Annotated in this window: 30 protein-coding genes; all 30 read right to left on the bottom strand. The window is 59.7% G+C overall.

The genetic code is table 11. The annotated features are described in order from the left end of the window. Positions 1–119: 119 nt before the first annotated feature. Entirely contained in the window at positions 120–509 is a 390-nt protein-coding gene (gene rplQ, locus H165_RS0111795; RefSeq protein WP_017939143.1) for a 50S ribosomal protein L17, read from the bottom strand. A 43-nt stretch (positions 510–552) separates the two neighbouring features. After that, on the bottom strand, positions 553–1554 hold the full coding sequence (locus tag H165_RS0111800; RefSeq protein WP_017939144.1) for a DNA-directed RNA polymerase subunit alpha: 1002 nt from the start codon (positions 1552–1554) through the stop codon (positions 553–555). A gap of 22 nt (positions 1555–1576) precedes the next feature. Further along, a complete protein-coding gene (gene rpsD / locus H165_RS0111805; protein WP_017939145.1) occupies positions 1577–2197 on the bottom strand; it encodes a 30S ribosomal protein S4 in 621 nt (206 codons plus the stop codon). Between the two features lie 16 nt (positions 2198–2213). Continuing rightward, a complete protein-coding gene (gene rpsK, locus H165_RS0111810) occupies positions 2214–2603 on the bottom strand; it encodes a 30S ribosomal protein S11 (RefSeq protein WP_017939146.1) in 390 nt (129 codons plus the stop codon). A 30-nt stretch (positions 2604–2633) separates the two neighbouring features. Further along, on the bottom strand, positions 2634–2990 hold the full coding sequence (gene rpsM / locus H165_RS0111815) for a 30S ribosomal protein S13 (RefSeq protein WP_017939147.1): 357 nt from the start codon (positions 2988–2990) through the stop codon (positions 2634–2636). A 131-nt stretch (positions 2991–3121) separates the two neighbouring features. Beyond that, the gene (gene rpmJ / locus H165_RS19190; protein ID WP_002555468.1) at positions 3122–3238 is read right to left on the bottom strand and encodes a 50S ribosomal protein L36; all 117 of its coding nucleotides are present in this window, start codon (positions 3236–3238) and stop codon (positions 3122–3124) included. A 31-nt stretch (positions 3239–3269) separates the two neighbouring features. Continuing rightward, on the bottom strand, positions 3270–4598 hold the full coding sequence (gene secY / locus H165_RS0111820) for a preprotein translocase subunit SecY (RefSeq protein WP_017939148.1): 1329 nt from the start codon (positions 4596–4598) through the stop codon (positions 3270–3272). Then, complete coding sequence (gene rplO / locus H165_RS0111825; protein ID WP_017939149.1) at positions 4599–5033, bottom strand: 50S ribosomal protein L15; 435 nt, start codon at positions 5031–5033, stop codon at positions 4599–4601. It abuts the gene before it with no gap. A gap of 3 nt (positions 5034–5036) precedes the next feature. After that, positions 5037–5216, bottom strand: a complete 180-nt coding sequence (gene rpmD, locus H165_RS0111830) for a 50S ribosomal protein L30 (protein ID WP_017939150.1) — start codon at positions 5214–5216, stop codon at positions 5037–5039. Between the two features lie 2 nt (positions 5217–5218). Further along, positions 5219–5719, bottom strand: a complete 501-nt coding sequence (gene rpsE, locus H165_RS0111835; protein WP_017939151.1) for a 30S ribosomal protein S5 — start codon at positions 5717–5719, stop codon at positions 5219–5221. A 3-nt stretch (positions 5720–5722) separates the two neighbouring features. Then, the gene (gene rplR, locus H165_RS0111840; RefSeq protein ID WP_017939152.1) at positions 5723–6073 is read right to left on the bottom strand and encodes a 50S ribosomal protein L18; all 351 of its coding nucleotides are present in this window, start codon (positions 6071–6073) and stop codon (positions 5723–5725) included. A gap of 10 nt (positions 6074–6083) precedes the next feature. Next, a complete protein-coding gene (gene rplF, locus H165_RS0111845) occupies positions 6084–6617 on the bottom strand; it encodes a 50S ribosomal protein L6 (protein WP_017939153.1) in 534 nt (177 codons plus the stop codon). Positions 6618–6629: 12 nt separating this feature from the next. Then, on the bottom strand, positions 6630–7022 hold the full coding sequence (gene rpsH, locus H165_RS0111850; RefSeq protein ID WP_017939154.1) for a 30S ribosomal protein S8: 393 nt from the start codon (positions 7020–7022) through the stop codon (positions 6630–6632). A 197-nt stretch (positions 7023–7219) separates the two neighbouring features. After that, positions 7220–7525 carry a 30S ribosomal protein S14 gene (gene rpsN, locus H165_RS0111855; RefSeq protein ID WP_017939155.1) on the bottom strand — a complete coding sequence of 102 codons (306 nt, stop codon included), beginning with the start codon at positions 7523–7525 and terminating at the stop codon, positions 7220–7222. A gap of 12 nt (positions 7526–7537) precedes the next feature. Beyond that, positions 7538–8077 (bottom strand): 50S ribosomal protein L5, encoded by a 540-nt coding sequence (gene rplE / locus H165_RS0111860; RefSeq protein ID WP_017939156.1) that lies wholly within the window; start codon positions 8075–8077, stop codon positions 7538–7540. A gap of 18 nt (positions 8078–8095) precedes the next feature. Next, positions 8096–8410 (bottom strand): 50S ribosomal protein L24, encoded by a 315-nt coding sequence (gene rplX / locus H165_RS0111865; protein WP_017939157.1) that lies wholly within the window; start codon positions 8408–8410, stop codon positions 8096–8098. An 11-nt stretch (positions 8411–8421) separates the two neighbouring features. Further along, complete coding sequence (rplN, locus tag H165_RS0111870; protein WP_017939158.1) at positions 8422–8790, bottom strand: 50S ribosomal protein L14; 369 nt, start codon at positions 8788–8790, stop codon at positions 8422–8424. Between the two features lie 23 nt (positions 8791–8813). Beyond that, on the bottom strand, positions 8814–9080 hold the full coding sequence (gene rpsQ / locus H165_RS0111875; protein ID WP_017939159.1) for a 30S ribosomal protein S17: 267 nt from the start codon (positions 9078–9080) through the stop codon (positions 8814–8816). Between the two features lie 2 nt (positions 9081–9082). Beyond that, the gene (gene rpmC, locus H165_RS0111880; RefSeq protein WP_017939160.1) at positions 9083–9274 is read right to left on the bottom strand and encodes a 50S ribosomal protein L29; all 192 of its coding nucleotides are present in this window, start codon (positions 9272–9274) and stop codon (positions 9083–9085) included. Then, positions 9274–9687, bottom strand: a complete 414-nt coding sequence (gene rplP, locus H165_RS0111885; protein ID WP_017939161.1) for a 50S ribosomal protein L16 — start codon at positions 9685–9687, stop codon at positions 9274–9276. The genes rpmC and rplP overlap by 1 nt, the downstream gene beginning before the upstream one ends. Positions 9688–9701: 14 nt before the next feature. After that, the gene (gene rpsC, locus H165_RS0111890) at positions 9702–10388 is read right to left on the bottom strand and encodes a 30S ribosomal protein S3 (protein ID WP_017939162.1); all 687 of its coding nucleotides are present in this window, start codon (positions 10386–10388) and stop codon (positions 9702–9704) included. A 13-nt stretch (positions 10389–10401) separates the two neighbouring features. After that, the gene (rplV, locus tag H165_RS0111895; protein ID WP_017939163.1) at positions 10402–10734 is read right to left on the bottom strand and encodes a 50S ribosomal protein L22; all 333 of its coding nucleotides are present in this window, start codon (positions 10732–10734) and stop codon (positions 10402–10404) included. Between the two features lie 13 nt (positions 10735–10747). Next, positions 10748–11023 (bottom strand): 30S ribosomal protein S19, encoded by a 276-nt coding sequence (rpsS, locus tag H165_RS0111900; RefSeq protein ID WP_017939164.1) that lies wholly within the window; start codon positions 11021–11023, stop codon positions 10748–10750. Between the two features lie 16 nt (positions 11024–11039). Beyond that, positions 11040–11861, bottom strand: a complete 822-nt coding sequence (gene rplB, locus H165_RS0111905) for a 50S ribosomal protein L2 (protein WP_017939165.1) — start codon at positions 11859–11861, stop codon at positions 11040–11042. 14 nt (positions 11862–11875) lie between these two features. Further along, positions 11876–12175, bottom strand: coding sequence for a 50S ribosomal protein L23 (rplW, locus tag H165_RS0111910; protein ID WP_017939166.1), 300 nt, complete (start codon positions 12173–12175; stop codon positions 11876–11878). Further along, entirely contained in the window at positions 12172–12774 is a 603-nt protein-coding gene (rplD, locus tag H165_RS0111915) for a 50S ribosomal protein L4 (RefSeq protein ID WP_017939167.1), read from the bottom strand. Before rplD ends, rplW begins: the two co-directional genes overlap by 4 nt. Before the next feature lie 12 nt (positions 12775–12786). Then, positions 12787–13422: a 50S ribosomal protein L3 gene (rplC, locus tag H165_RS0111920; RefSeq protein ID WP_026146580.1), complete on the bottom strand. Its 636-nt coding sequence runs from the start codon at positions 13420–13422 to the stop codon at positions 12787–12789. 81 nt (positions 13423–13503) lie between these two features. Next, entirely contained in the window at positions 13504–13815 is a 312-nt protein-coding gene (rpsJ, locus tag H165_RS0111925; RefSeq protein ID WP_003103876.1) for a 30S ribosomal protein S10, read from the bottom strand. 158 nt (positions 13816–13973) lie between these two features. Further along, on the bottom strand, positions 13974–15131 hold the full coding sequence (tuf, locus tag H165_RS0111930) for an elongation factor Tu (RefSeq protein WP_017939169.1): 1158 nt from the start codon (positions 15129–15131) through the stop codon (positions 13974–13976). A 30-nt stretch (positions 15132–15161) separates the two neighbouring features. Continuing rightward, positions 15162–17264 (bottom strand): elongation factor G, encoded by a 2103-nt coding sequence (fusA, locus tag H165_RS0111935; protein WP_017939170.1) that lies wholly within the window; start codon positions 17262–17264, stop codon positions 15162–15164. Positions 17265–17266 lie beyond the last annotated feature (2 nt).

Here is a 17266-nt window from a genome sequence, read left to right on the forward strand (position 1 = left end):
GTCCGGATGAAGACGAGGGGGCACGACGGGAGCTGCGATTCAGCGCAAAGGGACGAGGGATAATCGCGGGCAATAAAAAACCGGGCACCGGGCCCGGTTTTCCGTGAGGACAATGGTCCTTACTCGGCGGCAGCTTCTACCGAACCGCCGACCGGACGGTCGACCAGCTCGACGTAGGCCATGGGGGCGTTGTCCCCCGCACGGTAGCCGCACTTCAGGATGCGCAGGTAGCCGCCCTGACGGTTGGCATAGCGCTTGCCCAGTTCGTTGAACAGTTTGCCGACGGCGGCTTTCGAGCGGGTACGATCGAAAGCCAGACGGCGGTTGGCAACGCTGTCTTCCTTGGCCAGGGTGATCAGCGGCTCGGCGACGCGACGCAGTTCCTTGGCTTTCGGCAGAGTGGTCTTGATCAGCTCGTGCTCGAACAGGGAAACCGCCATGTTCTGGAACATGGCCTTGCGGTGCGCGCTGGTGCGGTTCAGATGACGACCACTTTTACGATGACGCATGGTTCAAATTCCTTACCAAACTCACGTTCGGTGATAACGACGATCAGGCAGTTGCCTTATCGTCTTTCTTAAGACTTGCCGGCGGCCAGTTGTCGAGGCGCATGCCGAGGGACAGACCACGGGAGGCCAGAACGTCCTTGATCTCGGTCAGGGACTTCTTGCCGAGGTTCGGAGTCTTCAACAACTCCACTTCGGTGCGCTGGATCAGATCACCGATGTAGTAGATGTTCTCCGCCTTCAGGCAGTTGGCCGAGCGCACGGTCAGCTCCAGATCGTCTACCGGACGCAGCAGGATCGGATCGATTTCGTCCTCCTGCTGAACCACCACCGGTTCGCTGTCGCTCTTGAGATCCACGAAGGCGGCCAGCTGCTGCTGCAGGATGGTCGCGGCACGGCGGATGGCCTCTTCGGGATCCAGGGTACCGTTGGTTTCCAGGTCGATGACCAGCTTGTCCAGGTTGGTGCGCTGCTCGACACGGGCGTTCTCTACCACGTACGCCACTCGACGTACCGGGCTGAAGGACGCATCCAGTTGCAGACGGCCAATGCTGCGGCTTTCTTCCTCGTCGGTCTGACGGGCGTCGGCCGGCTCGTAACCACGACCACGGCGTACGGTCAGCTTCATGTTCAGCGAACCGTTGTCGGCCAGGTTGGCAATGACGTGATCGCCGTTGACGATCTCCACGTCATGGTCCAGCTGGATGTCCGCTGCGGTCACGACGCCCGGGCCCTTCTTGGACAGGGACAGGGTCACCTCGTCACGGCCATGCAGCTTGATCGCCAGGCCTTTCAGGTTGAGCAGGATTTCGATGACATCTTCCTGCACGCCTTCGATGGCGCTGTACTCGTGGAGCACACCGTCAATTTCGGCCTCGACTACTGCACAGCCGGGCATGGAGGACAACAGGATGCGACGCAGCGCGTTGCCCAGGGTGTGGCCAAAGCCACGCTCGAGAGGCTCGAGCGTGATCTTGGCGCGGGTCGGACTGACCTCCTGCACATCAATGTGGCGGGGGGTCAGGAACTCATTTACCGAAATCTGCATGGATGCACCTATTTTCTAGCCCTTACTTGGAGTAGAGCTCGACAATCAGGCTTTCGTTGATGTCGGCGGACAGGTCGCTGCGAACCGGAACGCTCTTGAACACGCCGGATTTCTTGTCGGCATCGACTTCTACCCACTCGACGCGGCCGCGCTGGGCAGCCAGATCCAGAGCCTGGGCAATGCGCAGCTGGTTCTTGGCCTTCTCGCGAACAGCAACCACGTCACCGGGCTTGACCTGGTAGGACGGAACGTTCACGGTCTTGCCGTTGACGCTGATGGCCTTGTGGGAGACCAACTGGCGGGATTCGGCACGGGTGGAACCAAAGCCCATGCGGTACACCACGTTGTCCAGACGGCATTCCAGCAGTTGCAGCAGGTTTTCGCCGGTAGCGCCCTTGCGACGGGCAGCTTCCTTGTAGTAGCTGCTGAACTGACGCTCCAGCACGCCGTAGATGCGGCGGACTTTCTGCTTCTCACGCAGCTGGGTGCCGTAGTCGGACTGACGACCGCGGCGAGCGCCGTGCTGGCCGGGGGCCGACTCGACGTTGCACTTGGATTCGAGCGCGCGCACACCACTCTTCAGGAAGAGATCGGTGCCTTCACGGCGAGACAGTTTGCACTTAGGACCAATGTAACGAGCCATTATTCACTGTCTCCTATTACACGCGACGTTTCTTCGGCGGACGGCAACCGTTGTGCGGGATCGGCGTCACGTCGGTGATGCTGGAAATCTTGTAACCGCAGGCGTTCAGAGCGCGGACGGCGGATTCGCGGCCAGGACCAGGGCCCTTGACGTTCACGTCCAGATTCTTCAGACCGTATTCCAGAGCGGCCTGACCAGCACGCTCAGCAGCCACCTGGGCAGCGAACGGGGTGCTCTTGCGGGAACCACGGAAACCGGAGCCACCGGAGGTAGCCCAAGCCAGGGCGTTACCCTGACGGTCGGTGATGGTCACGATGGTGTTGTTGAAGGACGCGTGGATATGGGCGATGCCATCAACCACTGTCTTTTTGACTTTCTTACGAGGACGAGCAGCAGGTTTTGCCATGACTAGATTCCTGACGATACGCGAATGCGATTACTTGCGGATCGGCTTGCGCGGACCCTTGCGGGTACGGGCGTTGGTCTTGGTGCGCTGACCGCGAACCGGGAGGCCGCGACGGTGGCGCAGGCCACGGTAGCAACCCAGGTCCATCAGACGCTTGATCTTCATGTTGACTTCGCGGCGCAGGTCACCCTCGGTGGTGAGCTTGGCGACTTCGCCACGCAACAGTTCGATCTGCTCGTCGCTGAGATCTTTGATTTTCGCTGCCGGATTGACACCGGTAGCTGCACAGATGTTCTGCGCAGTAGTGCGACCGATACCGTAGATATAGGTCAGCGAGATAACAGTGTGCTTGTTATCCGGAATGTTAACGCCTGCAATACGGGCCATTCAGTGGAACTCCAATTGACAGCTACCCACGCCCCGGAAGCCAAGAAAAGGGCGCGAGATATTAGCGCTGTAGAAACGAATAATCAACCCGACAGCGCACTAGCTGTCGGGTTTCTGGCGTTTACTCACAATCAGCCTTGGCGCTGCTTGTGACGCGGCTCTGCGCTGCAGATCACCCGCACGACACCTTCGCGACGAATGATTTTGCAGTTACGGCACAGCTTCTTCACCGATGCACGAACTTTCATCACCAACTCCTAGAACCTTACGGCACCATGATCAGCGGAGCATGCCGCTGCCATAGCCCTTCAGGTTGGCTTTCTTCATCAGGGATTCGTACTGGTGCGAAACGAGGTGCGATTGTACTTGCGACATAAAGTCCATCACAACCACGACCACGATCAGCAACGAGGTCCCGCCGAGATAGAACGGCACGTTAGCCGCCACCACCAGGAACTGCGGCAGCAGGCAGACAGCCGTCATGTACAGAGCACCGAACAGGGTCAAGCGGGTCAGCACGCCATCAATGTAGCGGGCCGATTGCTCGCCAGGACGGATACCCGGGATAAAGGCGCCGGACTTTTTCAGGTTCTCCGCTACGTCCTTCGGATTGAACATCAGCGCCGTATAGAAGAAGCAGAAGAAAATGATCCCTGCACTAAACAGCAGAATGTTCAACGGCTGGCCGGGAGCGATGGCCTGAGCGATGTCCTGCAGCCAGCCCAGCCCCTCGGTCTGACCGAACCAAGACCCCAGGGATGCCGGGAACAGCAGCAGGCTGCTGGCGAAAATGGCCGGAATAACGCCGGCCATGTTCACTTTCAACGGCAGGTGGCTGGTCTGCGCAGCGAAGACCTTGCGGCCCTGCTGACGCTTGGCGTAGTGCACGGCGATGCGCCGCTGGCCACGCTCGATGAACACCACGAAACCGATGATCGCCACCGCGAGCAGGCCGATGGCGATCAGGGCGAAGATATTGATGTCGCCCTGACGAGCAGACTCGAAGGACTGCCCGATTGCCGCCGGCAGTCCTGCGACTATGCCCGCGAAGATCAGCATCGAGATGCCGTTGCCGACACCCCGCTCGGTGATCTGCTCACCGAGCCACATCATGAACATAGCCCCTGCCACGAAGGTAGTGACCGCCACGAAGTGGAAACCGAAACCTGCAGAGAACACCACGCCCTGCCCCGCCAGACCAATGGACATACCCGTAGCCTGGATCAGGGCGAGCACCAGCGTGCCGTAGCGAGTGTATTGGCTGATCTTGCGCCGACCAGCCTCACCTTCCTTCTTCAACTGCTCCAGCTGCGGACTGACGGCGGTCATCAGCTGCATGATGATCGATGCCGAAATGTACGGCATGATCCCCAGCGCGAAGATGCTCATCCGCTCCAGCGCGCCGCCGGAGAACATGTTGAACAGGCTAAGAATAGTCCCCTCATTCTGCCGGAACAGGTCAGCGAGCCGGTCTGGGTTGATTCCGGGAACCGGAATGTGCGCCCCTATTCGATAGACGATGATCGCCAGGAACAGGAAACGCAGCCGAGCCCAGAGCTCGGCCAACCCACCATTGCTGAGCGCTGAGAGAGCACCTTGCTTAGCCATTTAGTCCTCGATTTTGCCGCCAGCTGCTTCGATGGCCGCGCGCGCACCTTTGGTGGCAGCGATGCCTTTCAGGGTTACCGCACGAGCAACTTCACCGGACAGCACGACTTTCACGCGCTGCACGTTGCGATTGATCAGGTTGGCATCCTTCAGCGCCTGCAGCGTGACCACGTCACCTTCCACCTTGGCCAGCTCGGAGGTACGGATTTCCGCGCGATCCAAGGCCTTCAGGGAGACGAAGCCGAACTTCGGCAGACGACGGTGCAGGGGCTGCTGACCACCCTCGAAGCCCGGAGCGATGCTGCCGCCGGAACGGGAAGTCTGACCTTTGTGACCACGGCCACCGGTCTTGCCCAGGCCGCTACCGATACCGCGACCCAGACGATGCTTCTCGCGACGGGCACCCGGCGCGGAACGCAGATCGTTCAGTTGCATGTCTTAGCCCTCCACACGCAGAAGGTAGTTGGCCTTGTTGATCATCCCGCGGTTTTCCGGAGTATCCAGAACCTCGACGGTGTGACCGATGCGACGCAGGCCGAGACCCTTGACGCAAGCCTTGTGGTTGGCCAGACGGCCGTGCACGCTCTTCACCAGCGTGACTTTGACTGTTTTAGCCATGGTTAGAGGATCTCCTCGACACTCTTGCCACGCTTGGCAGCCACGGAATCCGGGGACTGCATGCCCTTCAGAGCCTTGAAGGTGGCGTGAACCACGTTGACCGGGTTGGTGGAGCCGTAGCACTTGGCGAGCACGTTCTGCACACCAGCCACTTCCAGCACGGCACGCATGGCGCCGCCGGCGATGATACCGGTACCCTCGGAAGCGGGCTGCATGTACACCTTGGAAGCGCCGTGAGCGGATTTCATGGCGTACTGCAGGGTGGTGCCGTTGAGGTCCACCTGAATCATGTTGCGGCGAGCAGCTTCCATCGCCTTCTGGATGGCAGCGGGCACTTCACGGGACTTGCCACGGCCGAAGCCAACGCGGCCCTTGCCGTCACCCACCACGGTCAGCGCGGTGAAGGTGAAGATGCGACCGCCTTTCACGGTCTTGGCAACGCGGTTAACCTGGACCAGCTTCTCGATGTAGCCTTCGTCGCGCTTTTGGTCGTTATTTGCCATAACTTAGAACTCCAGTCCGCCTTCACGAGCAGCATCGGCCAGCGCCTTGACGCGACCGTGATACTTGAAGCCAGAACGATCGAAAGCCACCTTGGTGATGCCAGCGGCTTTCGCACGCTCGGCTACCAGCTGACCCACTTTCTTGGCCGCTTCGACGTTGCTGGTAGCACCGTCGCGCAGGGATTTGTCCAGAGTCGAGGCGCTGGCCAGGACCTGGGCGCCGTCGGCCGAAATGACCTGGGCGTAGATGTGCTGGGAAGAGCGGTACACGCAAAGGCGTACGGTTTCCAGCTCGCGCATTTTCAGGCGTGCCTTGCGAGCGCGACGCAGACGAGTTTCTTTCTTTACGCTCATTTGCTATGCCCTACTTCTTCTTAGCTTCTTTACGAAGGACGACTTCATCGGCGTAGCGCACACCCTTGCCTTTGTAAGGCTCGGGACGACGGAAGTCGCGGATCTCGGCCGCCACCTGGCCAACCAGCTGCTTGTCGATACCCTTGATCAGGATGTCGGTCTGGCTGGGGGTTTCGGCGGTGATGCCCTTCGGCAGCTCGTAGTCGATCGGGTGGGAGAAGCCCAGGGACAGGTTCAGCACATTGCCCTTGGCCTGAGCCTTGTAGCCCACACCAACCAGCTGCAGCTTGCGCTCGAAGCCCTGACTGACGCCGATCACCATGTTGTTGACCAGCGCGCGGGTGGTACCGGCCATGGCCTTGTTCTGCTGATCGCCATTGCGGGCCGCGAAACGCAGCTCGCCGCCTTCCTGAATGACTTCCACGGAGGGGTGGATGTTCAGCTCGAGGGTACCCTTGGCGCCCTTCACCGACAGCTGCTGACCGGCCAGCTTGACTTCGACGCCAGCGGGCAGCTTGACGGGGTTCTTAGCAACGCGAGACATGCTTATCCCCCCTTAGAACACAGTGCAGAGCACTTCGCCGCCCACGCCAGCAGCGCGAGCAGCACGATCGGTCATCACACCCTTGTTGGTGGAAACGATCGACACGCCCAGGCCGCCACGTACTTTCGGCAGCTGATCGACGGATTTGTACTGGCGCAGGCCGGGACGGCTCACACGCTTCAGCTCCTCGATGACCGGACGGCCTTCGAAGTACTTCAGTTCGATGGACAGCAGCGGCTTGGCATCGCTGCTGACCTGGTATCCGGAAATATAACCTTCGTTCTTGAGAACGTCGGCAACCGCCACCTTCAGCTTGGAGGACGGCATGCTTACGACAGACTTTTCAGCCATCTGGGCATTACGGATACGAGTTAGCATGTCCGCTAACGGGTCCTGCATACTCATGGGCTTGATGCTCCTAAAACAGAAAGGAATGGCCTTACGGCCACTTGAATCGCCAGGAAACGCAGGACAGGCTTAGGCCTGGCTCTGGCGAGCCGGTCATTCTAGTGACCGATCAAAAATGAATCAAGCCCCATAGGGGGCCTGATTCATTCTCACGCAAAGGGAGCCTGTCTTGCGAAAGGCTCCCTGCACGATCATTACCAGCTGGCCTTGACCAGACCCGGCACGTCGCCACGCATGGCGGCTTCGCGCAGCTTGTTACGGCCGAGACCGAACTTACGGTACACGCCGTGCGGACGACCGGTCAGGCGGCAGCGGTTGCGGAGACGGCTGGCGCTGGCGTCACGGGGCTGCTTCTGCAGGGCGATCTGGGCTTCCCAACGAGCTTCCGGAGTGGAGTTCGGGTTGGCGATGATCGCCTTCAGCTCAGCACGCTTCTTGGCGAACTTGGCAACCGTGCGCTGACGCTTCAGCTCGCGGTTCTTCATGCTCTTCTTGGCCATGTCCTACTCCAATCAGTTGCGGAACGGGAAGTTGAAGGCACGCAGCAGCGCGCGACCTTCGTCGTCCGTACGGGCGGTGGTGGTCAGGGTGATGTCCAGACCGCGGAGCGCATCGATCTTGTCGTAGTCGATTTCCGGGAAGATGATCTGCTCTTTCACGCCCATGCTGTAGTTACCACGACCATCGAAGGACTTGGCATTCAGACCGCGGAAGTCACGCACGCGCGGCAGGGAGATAGTCAGCAGGCGGTCCAGGAATTCGTACATGCGCTCGCGACGCAGGGTGACCTTGACGCCGATCGGCCAGCCTTCACGAACCTTGAAACCGGCGATGGACTTACGGGCGTAAGTCACAACCGGCTTCTGGCCAGTGATCTTTTCCAGATCGGCGACGGCGCTTTCGATGACCTTCTTGTCACCGATAGCTTCGCCAAGCCCCATGTTCAGGGTGATCTTGGTGATGCGCGGAACTTCCATCACGTTGGCCAGCTTCAGTTCTTCCTTCAGCTTGGGCGCGATTTCCTTCCGGTACAGCTCTTTCAGTCGTGCCATGGTGTTCTACCTTCGTTCTCAAGCGCCAACCGGCTTCTGGGTGGACTTGAAGACACGAATCTTCTTGCCGTCTTCGACCTTGAAGCCAACGCGGTCAGCCTTGTTGGTTTCCGGATTGAAGATGGCAACGTTGGAAACGTGCAGGGGTGCTTCTTTCTCGACGATACCGCCCTGAACGCCCGACATCGGATTCGGCTTGGTGTGGCGCTTGACCAGGTTGACGCCACCGACAACCACGCGGTTGTCGGCGAGCACCTTCAGCACCTTGCCACGCTTGCCCTTGTCCTTGCCGGCGATCACGATGATCTCGTCGTCGCGACGAATCTTTTGCATTTCGGATCTCCTTACAGCACTTCAGGGGCGAGCGAGACGATCTTCATGAACTTCTCGGAACGAAGCTCACGGGTCACGGGCCCGAAGATACGGGTGCCGATCGGCTCCTGCTTGTTGTTCAGCAGAACAGCAGCGTTGCCGTCGAAGCGGATGATGGAACCGTCGGGACGACGCACGCCGTGACGGGTGCGAACCACGACAGCGTTCATCACCTGGCCTTTCTTCACCTTACCGCGCGGAATGGCTTCCTTCACGGTCACCTTGATGATGTCGCCGATACCAGCGTACCGGCGGTGGGAACCGCCGAGCACCTTGATGCACATAACACGACGCGCGCCACTGTTATCAGCCACATCGAGCATGGATTGAGTCTGAATCATAAAATTTCTCCGACCCTAAGCTCTTAGACTTCGACTGCGCGTTCGACGATCTCAACCAGGGTCCAAGACTTGGTCTTGGCCAGCGGGCGAGTCTCGCGGATGGAGACGGTATCGCCTACGCGGCACTGGTTGTTTTCGTCATGGGCGTGCAGTTTGGTCGAACGCTTGACGTACTTACCGTAGATCGGGTGCTTCACGCGACGCTCGATCAGCACGGTGATGGTCTTGTCCATTTTGTCGCTGACAACACGGCCGGTCAGCGTGCGGACGGTTTTCTGAGCTTCAGCCATGATTACTTACCTGCCTGCTGAGTGAGCACAGTTTTCACGCGAGCGATGTCACGCTTAACTTGCGAGAGCAGGTGAGTCTGCCCCAACTGGCCAGTCGCCTTCTGCATGCGCAGATTGAACTGGTCGCGCAGCAGAGCGAGCAGCTGCTCGTTCAGCTCCTGCGCGGATTTACCACGAAGTTCATTCGCTTTCATCACATCACCGTCCGCTTAACAAAGGTGGTGGCGAGGGGCAGCTTGGCAGCGGCCAGCGCAAAGGCCTCGCGCGCCAGCTCTTCGGAAACACCTTCGATCTCGTAGAGCACCTTGCCCGGCTGGATCTGGGCTACCCAGTACTCGACGCTACCCTTACCTTTACCCATACGCACTTCCAGGGGCTTCTTGGTAACCGGCTTGTCCGGGAAGACGCGGATCCAGATCTTGCCGCCACGCTTGACGTGACGGGTCAGGGCGCGACGGGCGGACTCGATTTGGCGAGCGGTGAGACGACCGCGGGAAACAGACTTCAGCGCAAATTCGCCGAAGCTGACCTTGCTACCGCGATGAGCCAGACCACGGTTGTGGCCGGTCATCTGCTTGCGGAATTTTGTACGCTTAGGTTGCAGCATTTTGCGTACTCCCCTTATTTAGCAGCTTTCTTGCGAGGCGCCGGAGCGACAGGCTTCAGCTCTTCCTGGCGGCCACCAATGACCTCACCCTTGAAGATCCAAACCTTCACACCGATCACACCGTAGGTGGTGTGCGCTTCGTAGGTGGCATAGTCGATGTCGGCGCGCAGGGTGTGCAGCGGCACACGCCCTTCGCGATACCACTCGGTACGGGCGATTTCCGCACCGCCGAGACGACCACTCACCTGGATCTTGATGCCCTTGGCACCGATACGCATGGCGTTCTGCACGGCGCGCTTCATGGCGCGACGGAACATCACGCGACGCTCAAGCTGCTGGGCCACGCTCTGCGCAACCAGCATGGCATCGAGTTCCGGCTTGCGGATTTCCTCGATGTTGATGTGCACCGGCACACCCAGTTGCTTGGTCAGGTCCTGACGCAGCTTCTCGACATCCTCACCCTTCTTGCCGATCACGATGCCGGGACGAGCAGTGTGGATGGTAACCCGCGCGGTCTGGGCCGGGCGGTGGATATCGATGCGGCTTACGGACGCGCTTTTTAGTTTGTCTTGGAGATACTCACGGACTTTCAGATCCGCGAACAGGTAGTCCGCGTAAGTCCGACCGTCTGCATACCAGACGGAAGTATGATCCTTGACGATTCCCAGGCGGATGCCAACGGGATGTACTTTCTGACCCATCTGATCGACTCCGTTACTTGTCCGCAACCTTGACAGTGATATGGCAAGACCGCTTGACGATGCGATCAGCGCGGCCCTTGGCCCGCGGCATGATGCGCTTCAGCGAACGCCCTTCGTTGACGAAGATGGTGGAGACCTTCAGGTCGTCCACATCGGCGCCCTCGTTGTGCTCGGCGTTGGCCACAGCCGACTCCAGCACCTTCTTGATGATCTCGGCGGCTTTCTTGTTGCTGAAAGCCAGGAGGTTGAGCGCATCGCCCACCTTCTTCCCGCGGATCTGGTCGGCAACCAAGCGGGCTTTCTGGGCGGAGATTCGAGCGCCCGACAGCTTAGCGGCTACTTCCATCTTTCCTTACCCCTTAGCGCTTGGCTTTCTTGTCCGCAGCGTGACCGCGATAGGTGCGGGTAGCAGCGAACTCGCCGAGTTTGTGGCCGACCATGTCTTCGCTCACCAGGACCGGGACATGCTGACGACCGTTATGCACAGCGATGGTCAGACCGACCATCTGCGGCAGGATCATCGAACGGCGCGACCAGGTTTTCACCGGCTTGCGATCGTTCTTTTCCACCGCCGCCTCGACCTTCTTCAGCAGGTGAAGATCGATGAAAGGACCTTTTTTCAGAGAACGTGGCACTGTCCTATCCCTCTAATTACTTGCGACGACGGACGATCATGTTGTCGGTGCGCTTGTTGGCACGAGTCTTCGCACCCTTGGTCGGGAAGCCCCACGGCGACACCGGATGACGACCACCGGAGGTACGACCCTCACCACCACCATGCGGGTGGTCGACCGGGTTCATGGCCACACCACGCACGGTCGGACGAACACCGCGCCAGCGCTTGGCACCGGCCTTGCCCAGCGAGCGCAGGCTGTGCTCGGGGTTGGACACTTCGCCCAGGGTGGCACGGCACTCGGCCAGCACCTTGCGCATTTCGCCGGAGCGCAGACGCACGGTCACGTAGGCGCCTTCACGAGCCACCACCTGCACCGAAGCGCCGGCGGAACGGGCGATTTGCGCGCCTTTGCCCGGCTTCAGCTCAACGCCGTGGACGGTGGAGCCGACCGGGATGTTGCGCAGCGGCAGGGTGTTGCCAACCTTGATCGGCGCCATGGCGCCGGAGATCAGCTGGTCACCAGCACTCACGCCTTTCGGGGCGATGATGTAACGACGCTCGCCATCGGCGTATTTCAGCAGGGCGATGTGCGCAGTACGGTTCGGATCGTATTCGATGCGCTCGACGATGGCCGGAATGCCATCCTTGTTGCGACGGAAATCGATCAGACGATAGTGCTGCTTGTGACCACCACCGATGTGACGGGTGGTGATACGACCGTTGTTGTTACGACCGCCGGTCTTCGACTTCTTCTCCAGCAGCGGAGCATAGGGAGCGCCCTTATGCAGCTCCGGGCTGACGACCTTGACCACGAAACGGCGGCCAGCGGAAGTCGGCTTGCATTTAACGATTGCCATGATGCACCCCTTCCTTACTCAGCACTGCTGGTGAAATCGAGATCTTGGCCGGGCTGAAGGGCGATGATCGCCTTCTTCCAGTCGTTGCGCTTGCCCAGACCGCGAACGGTGCGCTTGGTCTTGCCCTGGACATTCAGGGTAGTGACGCTGTCGACCTTCACGTTGAACAGGCTTTCGACGGCCTTCTTGATTTCCAGCTTGGTTGCATCAGTGGCAACCTTGAAAACGAACTGGCCTTTCTTCTCGGCCAGAACCGTGGCCTTCTCGGAGATGTGCGGGCCAAGCAGCACTTTGAATACGCGTTCCTGGTTCATCCCAGCAGCTCCTCGAATTTCTTCACGGCAGGCACGGTCACCAGAACCTTGTCGAAGGCGATCAGACTGACAGGATCGGAACCCTGCACGTCACGCACGTCGACATGGGGCAGGTTACGCGCGGCCAGGTACAGATTCTCGTCGACCGAGTCGGAAACGATCAGCACGTCGTTCAGCCCCAGGCCATTGAGCTTGCTCAGCAACGCCTTGGTTTTCGGAGCTTCGACAGAGAAGTCTTCCACCACCACCAGACGATCCTGACGAACCAGCTCGGAGAGGATGGAGCGCAGAGCAGCGCGGTACATCTTCTTGTTGAGCTTCTGGGAGTGATCCTGCGGACGAGCAGCGAAGGTCACGCCGCCACCACGCCACAGCGGACCAGTAGCGGAGCCGGCACGGGCACGACCAGTACCCTTCTGACGCCACGGCTTCTTGCCGCCACCAGCCACTTCGGAACGGGTCTTCTGCTTCTTGCTGCCCTGACGGGCACCGGCCAGGTAGGCTACGACAGCCTGGTGTACCAGGGTCTCGTTGAACTCACCACCGAAGGTGCGCTCGGAAACTTCGATCGCCTGTGCGCCATTAACATTCAGTTGCATGTCAGTATCCCCTTAACCGCGAGCCTTAACAGCGGGACGCACGATCACGTCGCCGCCCGGAGCGCCAGGAATGGCCCCCTTGACCAGCAGCAGATTGCGTTCAGCATCAACGCGAACCACTTCCAGGGACTGCACGGTCACGCGCTCAGCACCCAGGTGACCGGACATTTTCTTACCCTTGAACACACGACCAGGAGTCTGGCACTGGCCGATGGAGCCCGGAACGCGGTGGGAAACGGAGTTACCGTGGGTGTTGTCCTGACCACGGAAGTTCCAGCGCTTGATGGTACCGGCGTAACCTTTACCCTTGGACTGACCGGTCACGTCGACCAGCTGGCCCGCCTGGAAGATACTGACATCGATCTGATCGCCGACCTTGTATTCGCCTTCCTCAAGGCGGAACTCAAGGACGGTGCGACCGGCAGCGACGTTCGCCTTGGCGAAGTGACCGGCCTGGGGCTTGCTAACGCGGGAAGCACGACGCTCGCCCACGGTAACCTGCACGGCACGGTAACCGTCGCTTTCTTCAGTTTTGAATTGGGTGACGCGATTCGGCTCGACCTCGATGACCGTAACCGGAATGGAGACACCTTCCTCGGTGAAAATGCGGGTCATGCCGCACTTACGACCGACTACACCAATAGTCATGTTGTAACCTCATGAGTGTACGGGGCTTTCACCCGCTATGGCCGCCCATTTCAGAGCGTTACACGACCAAAACCAAGGGTTTTAGCCGAGGCTGATCTGTACTTCCACGCCAGCTGCAAGGTCCAGCTTCATGAGCGCATCGACGGTCTTGTCGGTCGGCTGAACGATGTCCAGCACGCGCTTGTGAGTGCGAATCTCGTACTGATCTCGCGCGTCCTTGTTGACGTGCGGAGAAATCAGAACGGTGAAACGCTCCTTGCGAGTCGGCAGAGGAATCGGACCACGCACCTGAGCACCAGTACGTTTCGCGGTTTCCACGATTTCCTGGGTGGATTGATCGATCAGGCGATGGTCAAAAGCCTTCAACCGAATACGGATTTGTTGGTTTTGCATTTTGACCTCAGACTCGAAGTTGCCTTTCCCCCGGACGGACTACGCCCGATAAAGGGAGGCGCAATTGTACGGATGCGCCCCAAGGGTGTCAATGAATGACCAGCAAACAGAAAAGGCCCCGACCGGGGCCTTTTCCTTTTCACTTACCGCGATCTCGATTACTCGACGATCTTGGAGACGACGCCGGCGCCGACGGTACGACCGCCTTCGCGGATAGCGAAGCGCAGACCTTCTTCCATGGCGATCGGAGCGATCAGGGTGACGGTCATCTTGATGTTGTCACCCGGCATCACCATTTCCACGCCTTCCGGCAGTTCGCAGTTGCCGGTCACGTCGGTGGTACGGAAGTAGAACTGCGGACGGTAGCCTTTGAAGAACGGGGTATGACGACCACCTTCTTCCTTGCTCAGCACGTACACTTCGCACTCGAACTTGGTGTGCGGCTTGATGGTGCCCGGCTTGGCCAGAACCTGACCGCGCTCCACTTCGTCACGCTTGGTGCCGCGCAGCAGGGCGCCGATGTTCTCGCCGGCACGACCTTCATCGAGCAGCTTGCGGAACATTTCCACGCCAGTGCAGGTGGTCTTGGCGAAAACAGACACGCCACGCTCGACACGACCGGTCACCACGGTACCGCGACCGGAGATCGAGAACACGTCCTCGATCGGCATAAGGAACGGCTGGTCGATGGCACGCACCGGTTCCGGAATGTAGCTGTCCAGGGTTTCCACCAGCTTCTTCACGGCGCTGACGCCCAGGCCGTTGTCGTCCTGGCCATTCAGGGCCATCAGTGCGGAACCCACGATGATCGGGGTGTCGTCGCCCGGGAAGTCGTAGGTGGACAGCAGGTCGCGAACTTCCATCTCGACCAGTTCCAGCAGCTCGGCATCATCAACCATGTCGGCCTTGTTCAGGAACACGACGATGTAGGGAACGCCTACCTGACGGGACAGCAGGATGTGCTCGCGGGTCTGCGGCATGGGGCCGTCGGCAGCCGAGCAAACCAGGATGGCGCCGTCCATCTGCGCAGCACCGGTGATCATGTTCTTCACATAGTCAGCGTGGCCGGGGCAGTCGACGTGCGCGTAGTGGCGGTTCGGCGAGTCGTACTCGACGTGCGAGGTATTGATGGTGATACCGCGGGCTTTTTCTTCCGGAGCGTTGTCGATCTGGTCGTAACCCTTGGCTTCGCCACCCCAGGTCTGAGCGCAGACAGTCGCAATGGCAGCGGTCAGAGTGGTTTTACCGTGGTCAACGTGACCGATGGTGCCGACGTTGACGTGCGGTTTTGTACGTTCAAATTTTTCCTTAGCCACGACAGTAAACCTCTTACTTAAAGGGCTGAATCAACCTTGTTTTTTGATGATAGCTTCGGCGATGTTAGCCGGAGCTTCCGCGTACTTCGAGAATTCCATGGAGTAGCTCGCGCGACCCTGAGACATGGAACGAACGTCGGTAGCGTAGCCGAACATCTCACCCAGCGGCACTTCGGCGCGGATGATCTTGCCGGAGACGCTGTCTTCCATACCCTGGATCAGGCCACGACGACGGTTCAGGTCGCCCATCACGTCACCCATGTACTCTTCAGGAGTCACGACTTCGACCTTCATGATCGGCTCAAGCAGTACGGCGCCACCCTTCTGGGACAGCTGCTTGGTCGCCATGGACGCCGCGATCTTGAACGCCATTTCGTTCGAGTCTACATCGTGGTAGGAACCGTCGAACACGGTCGCCTTCAGGCCGAGGAGCGGATAGCCGGCGAGCACGCCGTTCTTCATCTGCTCTTCGATACCCTTCTGGATCGCCGGGATGTATTCCTTCGGAACCACACCACCCACGACCTCGTTGTGGAACTCCAGACCTTCGACGCCTTCCTCGGCCGGTTCGAAGCGGATCCAGCAGTGACCGAACTGACCGCGGCCACCGGACTGGCGAACGAACTTGCCTTCGATCTCGCACTTGTTGCGGATGGCTTCGCGGTAGGCCACCTGAGGCTTACCGATGTTGGCTTCGACGCCGAATTCGCGCTTCAGACGGTCAACGATGATATCCAGGTGCAGCTCACCCATACCACCGATGATGGTCTGGCCGGATTCTTCATCGGTCTTGACGCGGAAGGACGGGTCTTCCTGAGCCAGTTTGCCCAGCGCGATACCCATTTTTTCCTGGTCGGCCTTGGTTTTCGGCTCCACGGCGACGTGGATCACCGGCTCCGGGAAGTCCATGCGCTCGAGGACGATCGGGTTATCCGGATCGCACAGAGTGTCACCGGTGGCGACGTCCTTCATGCCGATCAGCGCGGCGATGTCGCCAGCACGCACTTCCTTGATCTCGTCACGCTGGTTGGCGTGCATCTGCACCATACGGCCGATGCGCTCCTTCTTGCCCTTGACCGAGTTGAGCACGGAGTCACCGGAGCTCAGGAAGCCCGAGTAGACGCGCACGAAGGTCAGGGTACCGACGAAGGGGTCGGTAGCGATCTTGAAGGCCAGAGCGGAGAACGGCTCGTCGTCGCTGGCGCGGCGCTCGTCCACGACAGTCTCGTCGTCCGGGCTGGTGCCCTTGATGGCGGGAATGTCGGTCGGCGACGGCAGGTAGTCGATGACTGCGTCGAGAACCAGGGGAACGCCCTTGTTCTTGAAGGAGGAACCGCAGACCGCCGGAACGATCTCGCAGGCCAGGGTACGCTGACGCAGACCAGCCTTGATCTCCTCGTCGGACAGCTCGCCTTCTTCCAGGTACTTGTTCATCAGCTCTTCGTTGGCTTCGGCGGCAGCCTCGACCAGGTTGGAGCGATATTCCTCGGCCAGGTCACGCAGCTCGGAGGGGATCTCCTCCTCGCGGAAGGTCATGCCCTTGTCGGCGTCGTTCCAGTAGATCGCCTTCATCTTGATCAGGTCGATCTGGCCCTGGAAGTTGTCCTCGGCACCGATCGGCAGCTGCAGCGGAACCGGGGTGTGACCCAGACGCTTCTTGATCTGCTCGATCACGCGCAGGAAGTTGGCACCCTGGCGGTCCATCTTGTTGACGTACACGATACGCGGTACGCCGTACTTGTTGGCCTGACGCCAGACGGTCTCGGACTGCGGCTCAACGCCGGAAGTACCACAGAACACCACCACGGCACCGTCCAGCACGCGCAGGGAGCGCTCCACCTCAATGGTGAAGTCCACGTGACCGGGGGTGTCGATAACGTTGATGCGGTGGTTCTTGTACTGCTTACGGGAACCAGCCCAGAAGGCGGTCACAGCAGCGGAGGTAATGGTGATACCACGCTCCTGCTCCTGCACCATCCAGTCGGTGGTAGCCGCGCCGTCGTGAACCTCACCGAGCTTGTGGTTAACACCGGTGTAGAACAGCACGCGCTCGGTCGTAGTGGTCTTGCCCGCATCGACGTGCGCACAAATACCGATGTTGCGGTAAAGGTTGATCGGGGTAGTACGAGCCATAA

This window comes from Pseudomonas thermotolerans DSM 14292 (assembly GCF_000364625.1).
GTDB classification, from domain to species: Bacteria; Pseudomonadota; Gammaproteobacteria; order Pseudomonadales; family Pseudomonadaceae; genus Aquipseudomonas; species Aquipseudomonas thermotolerans.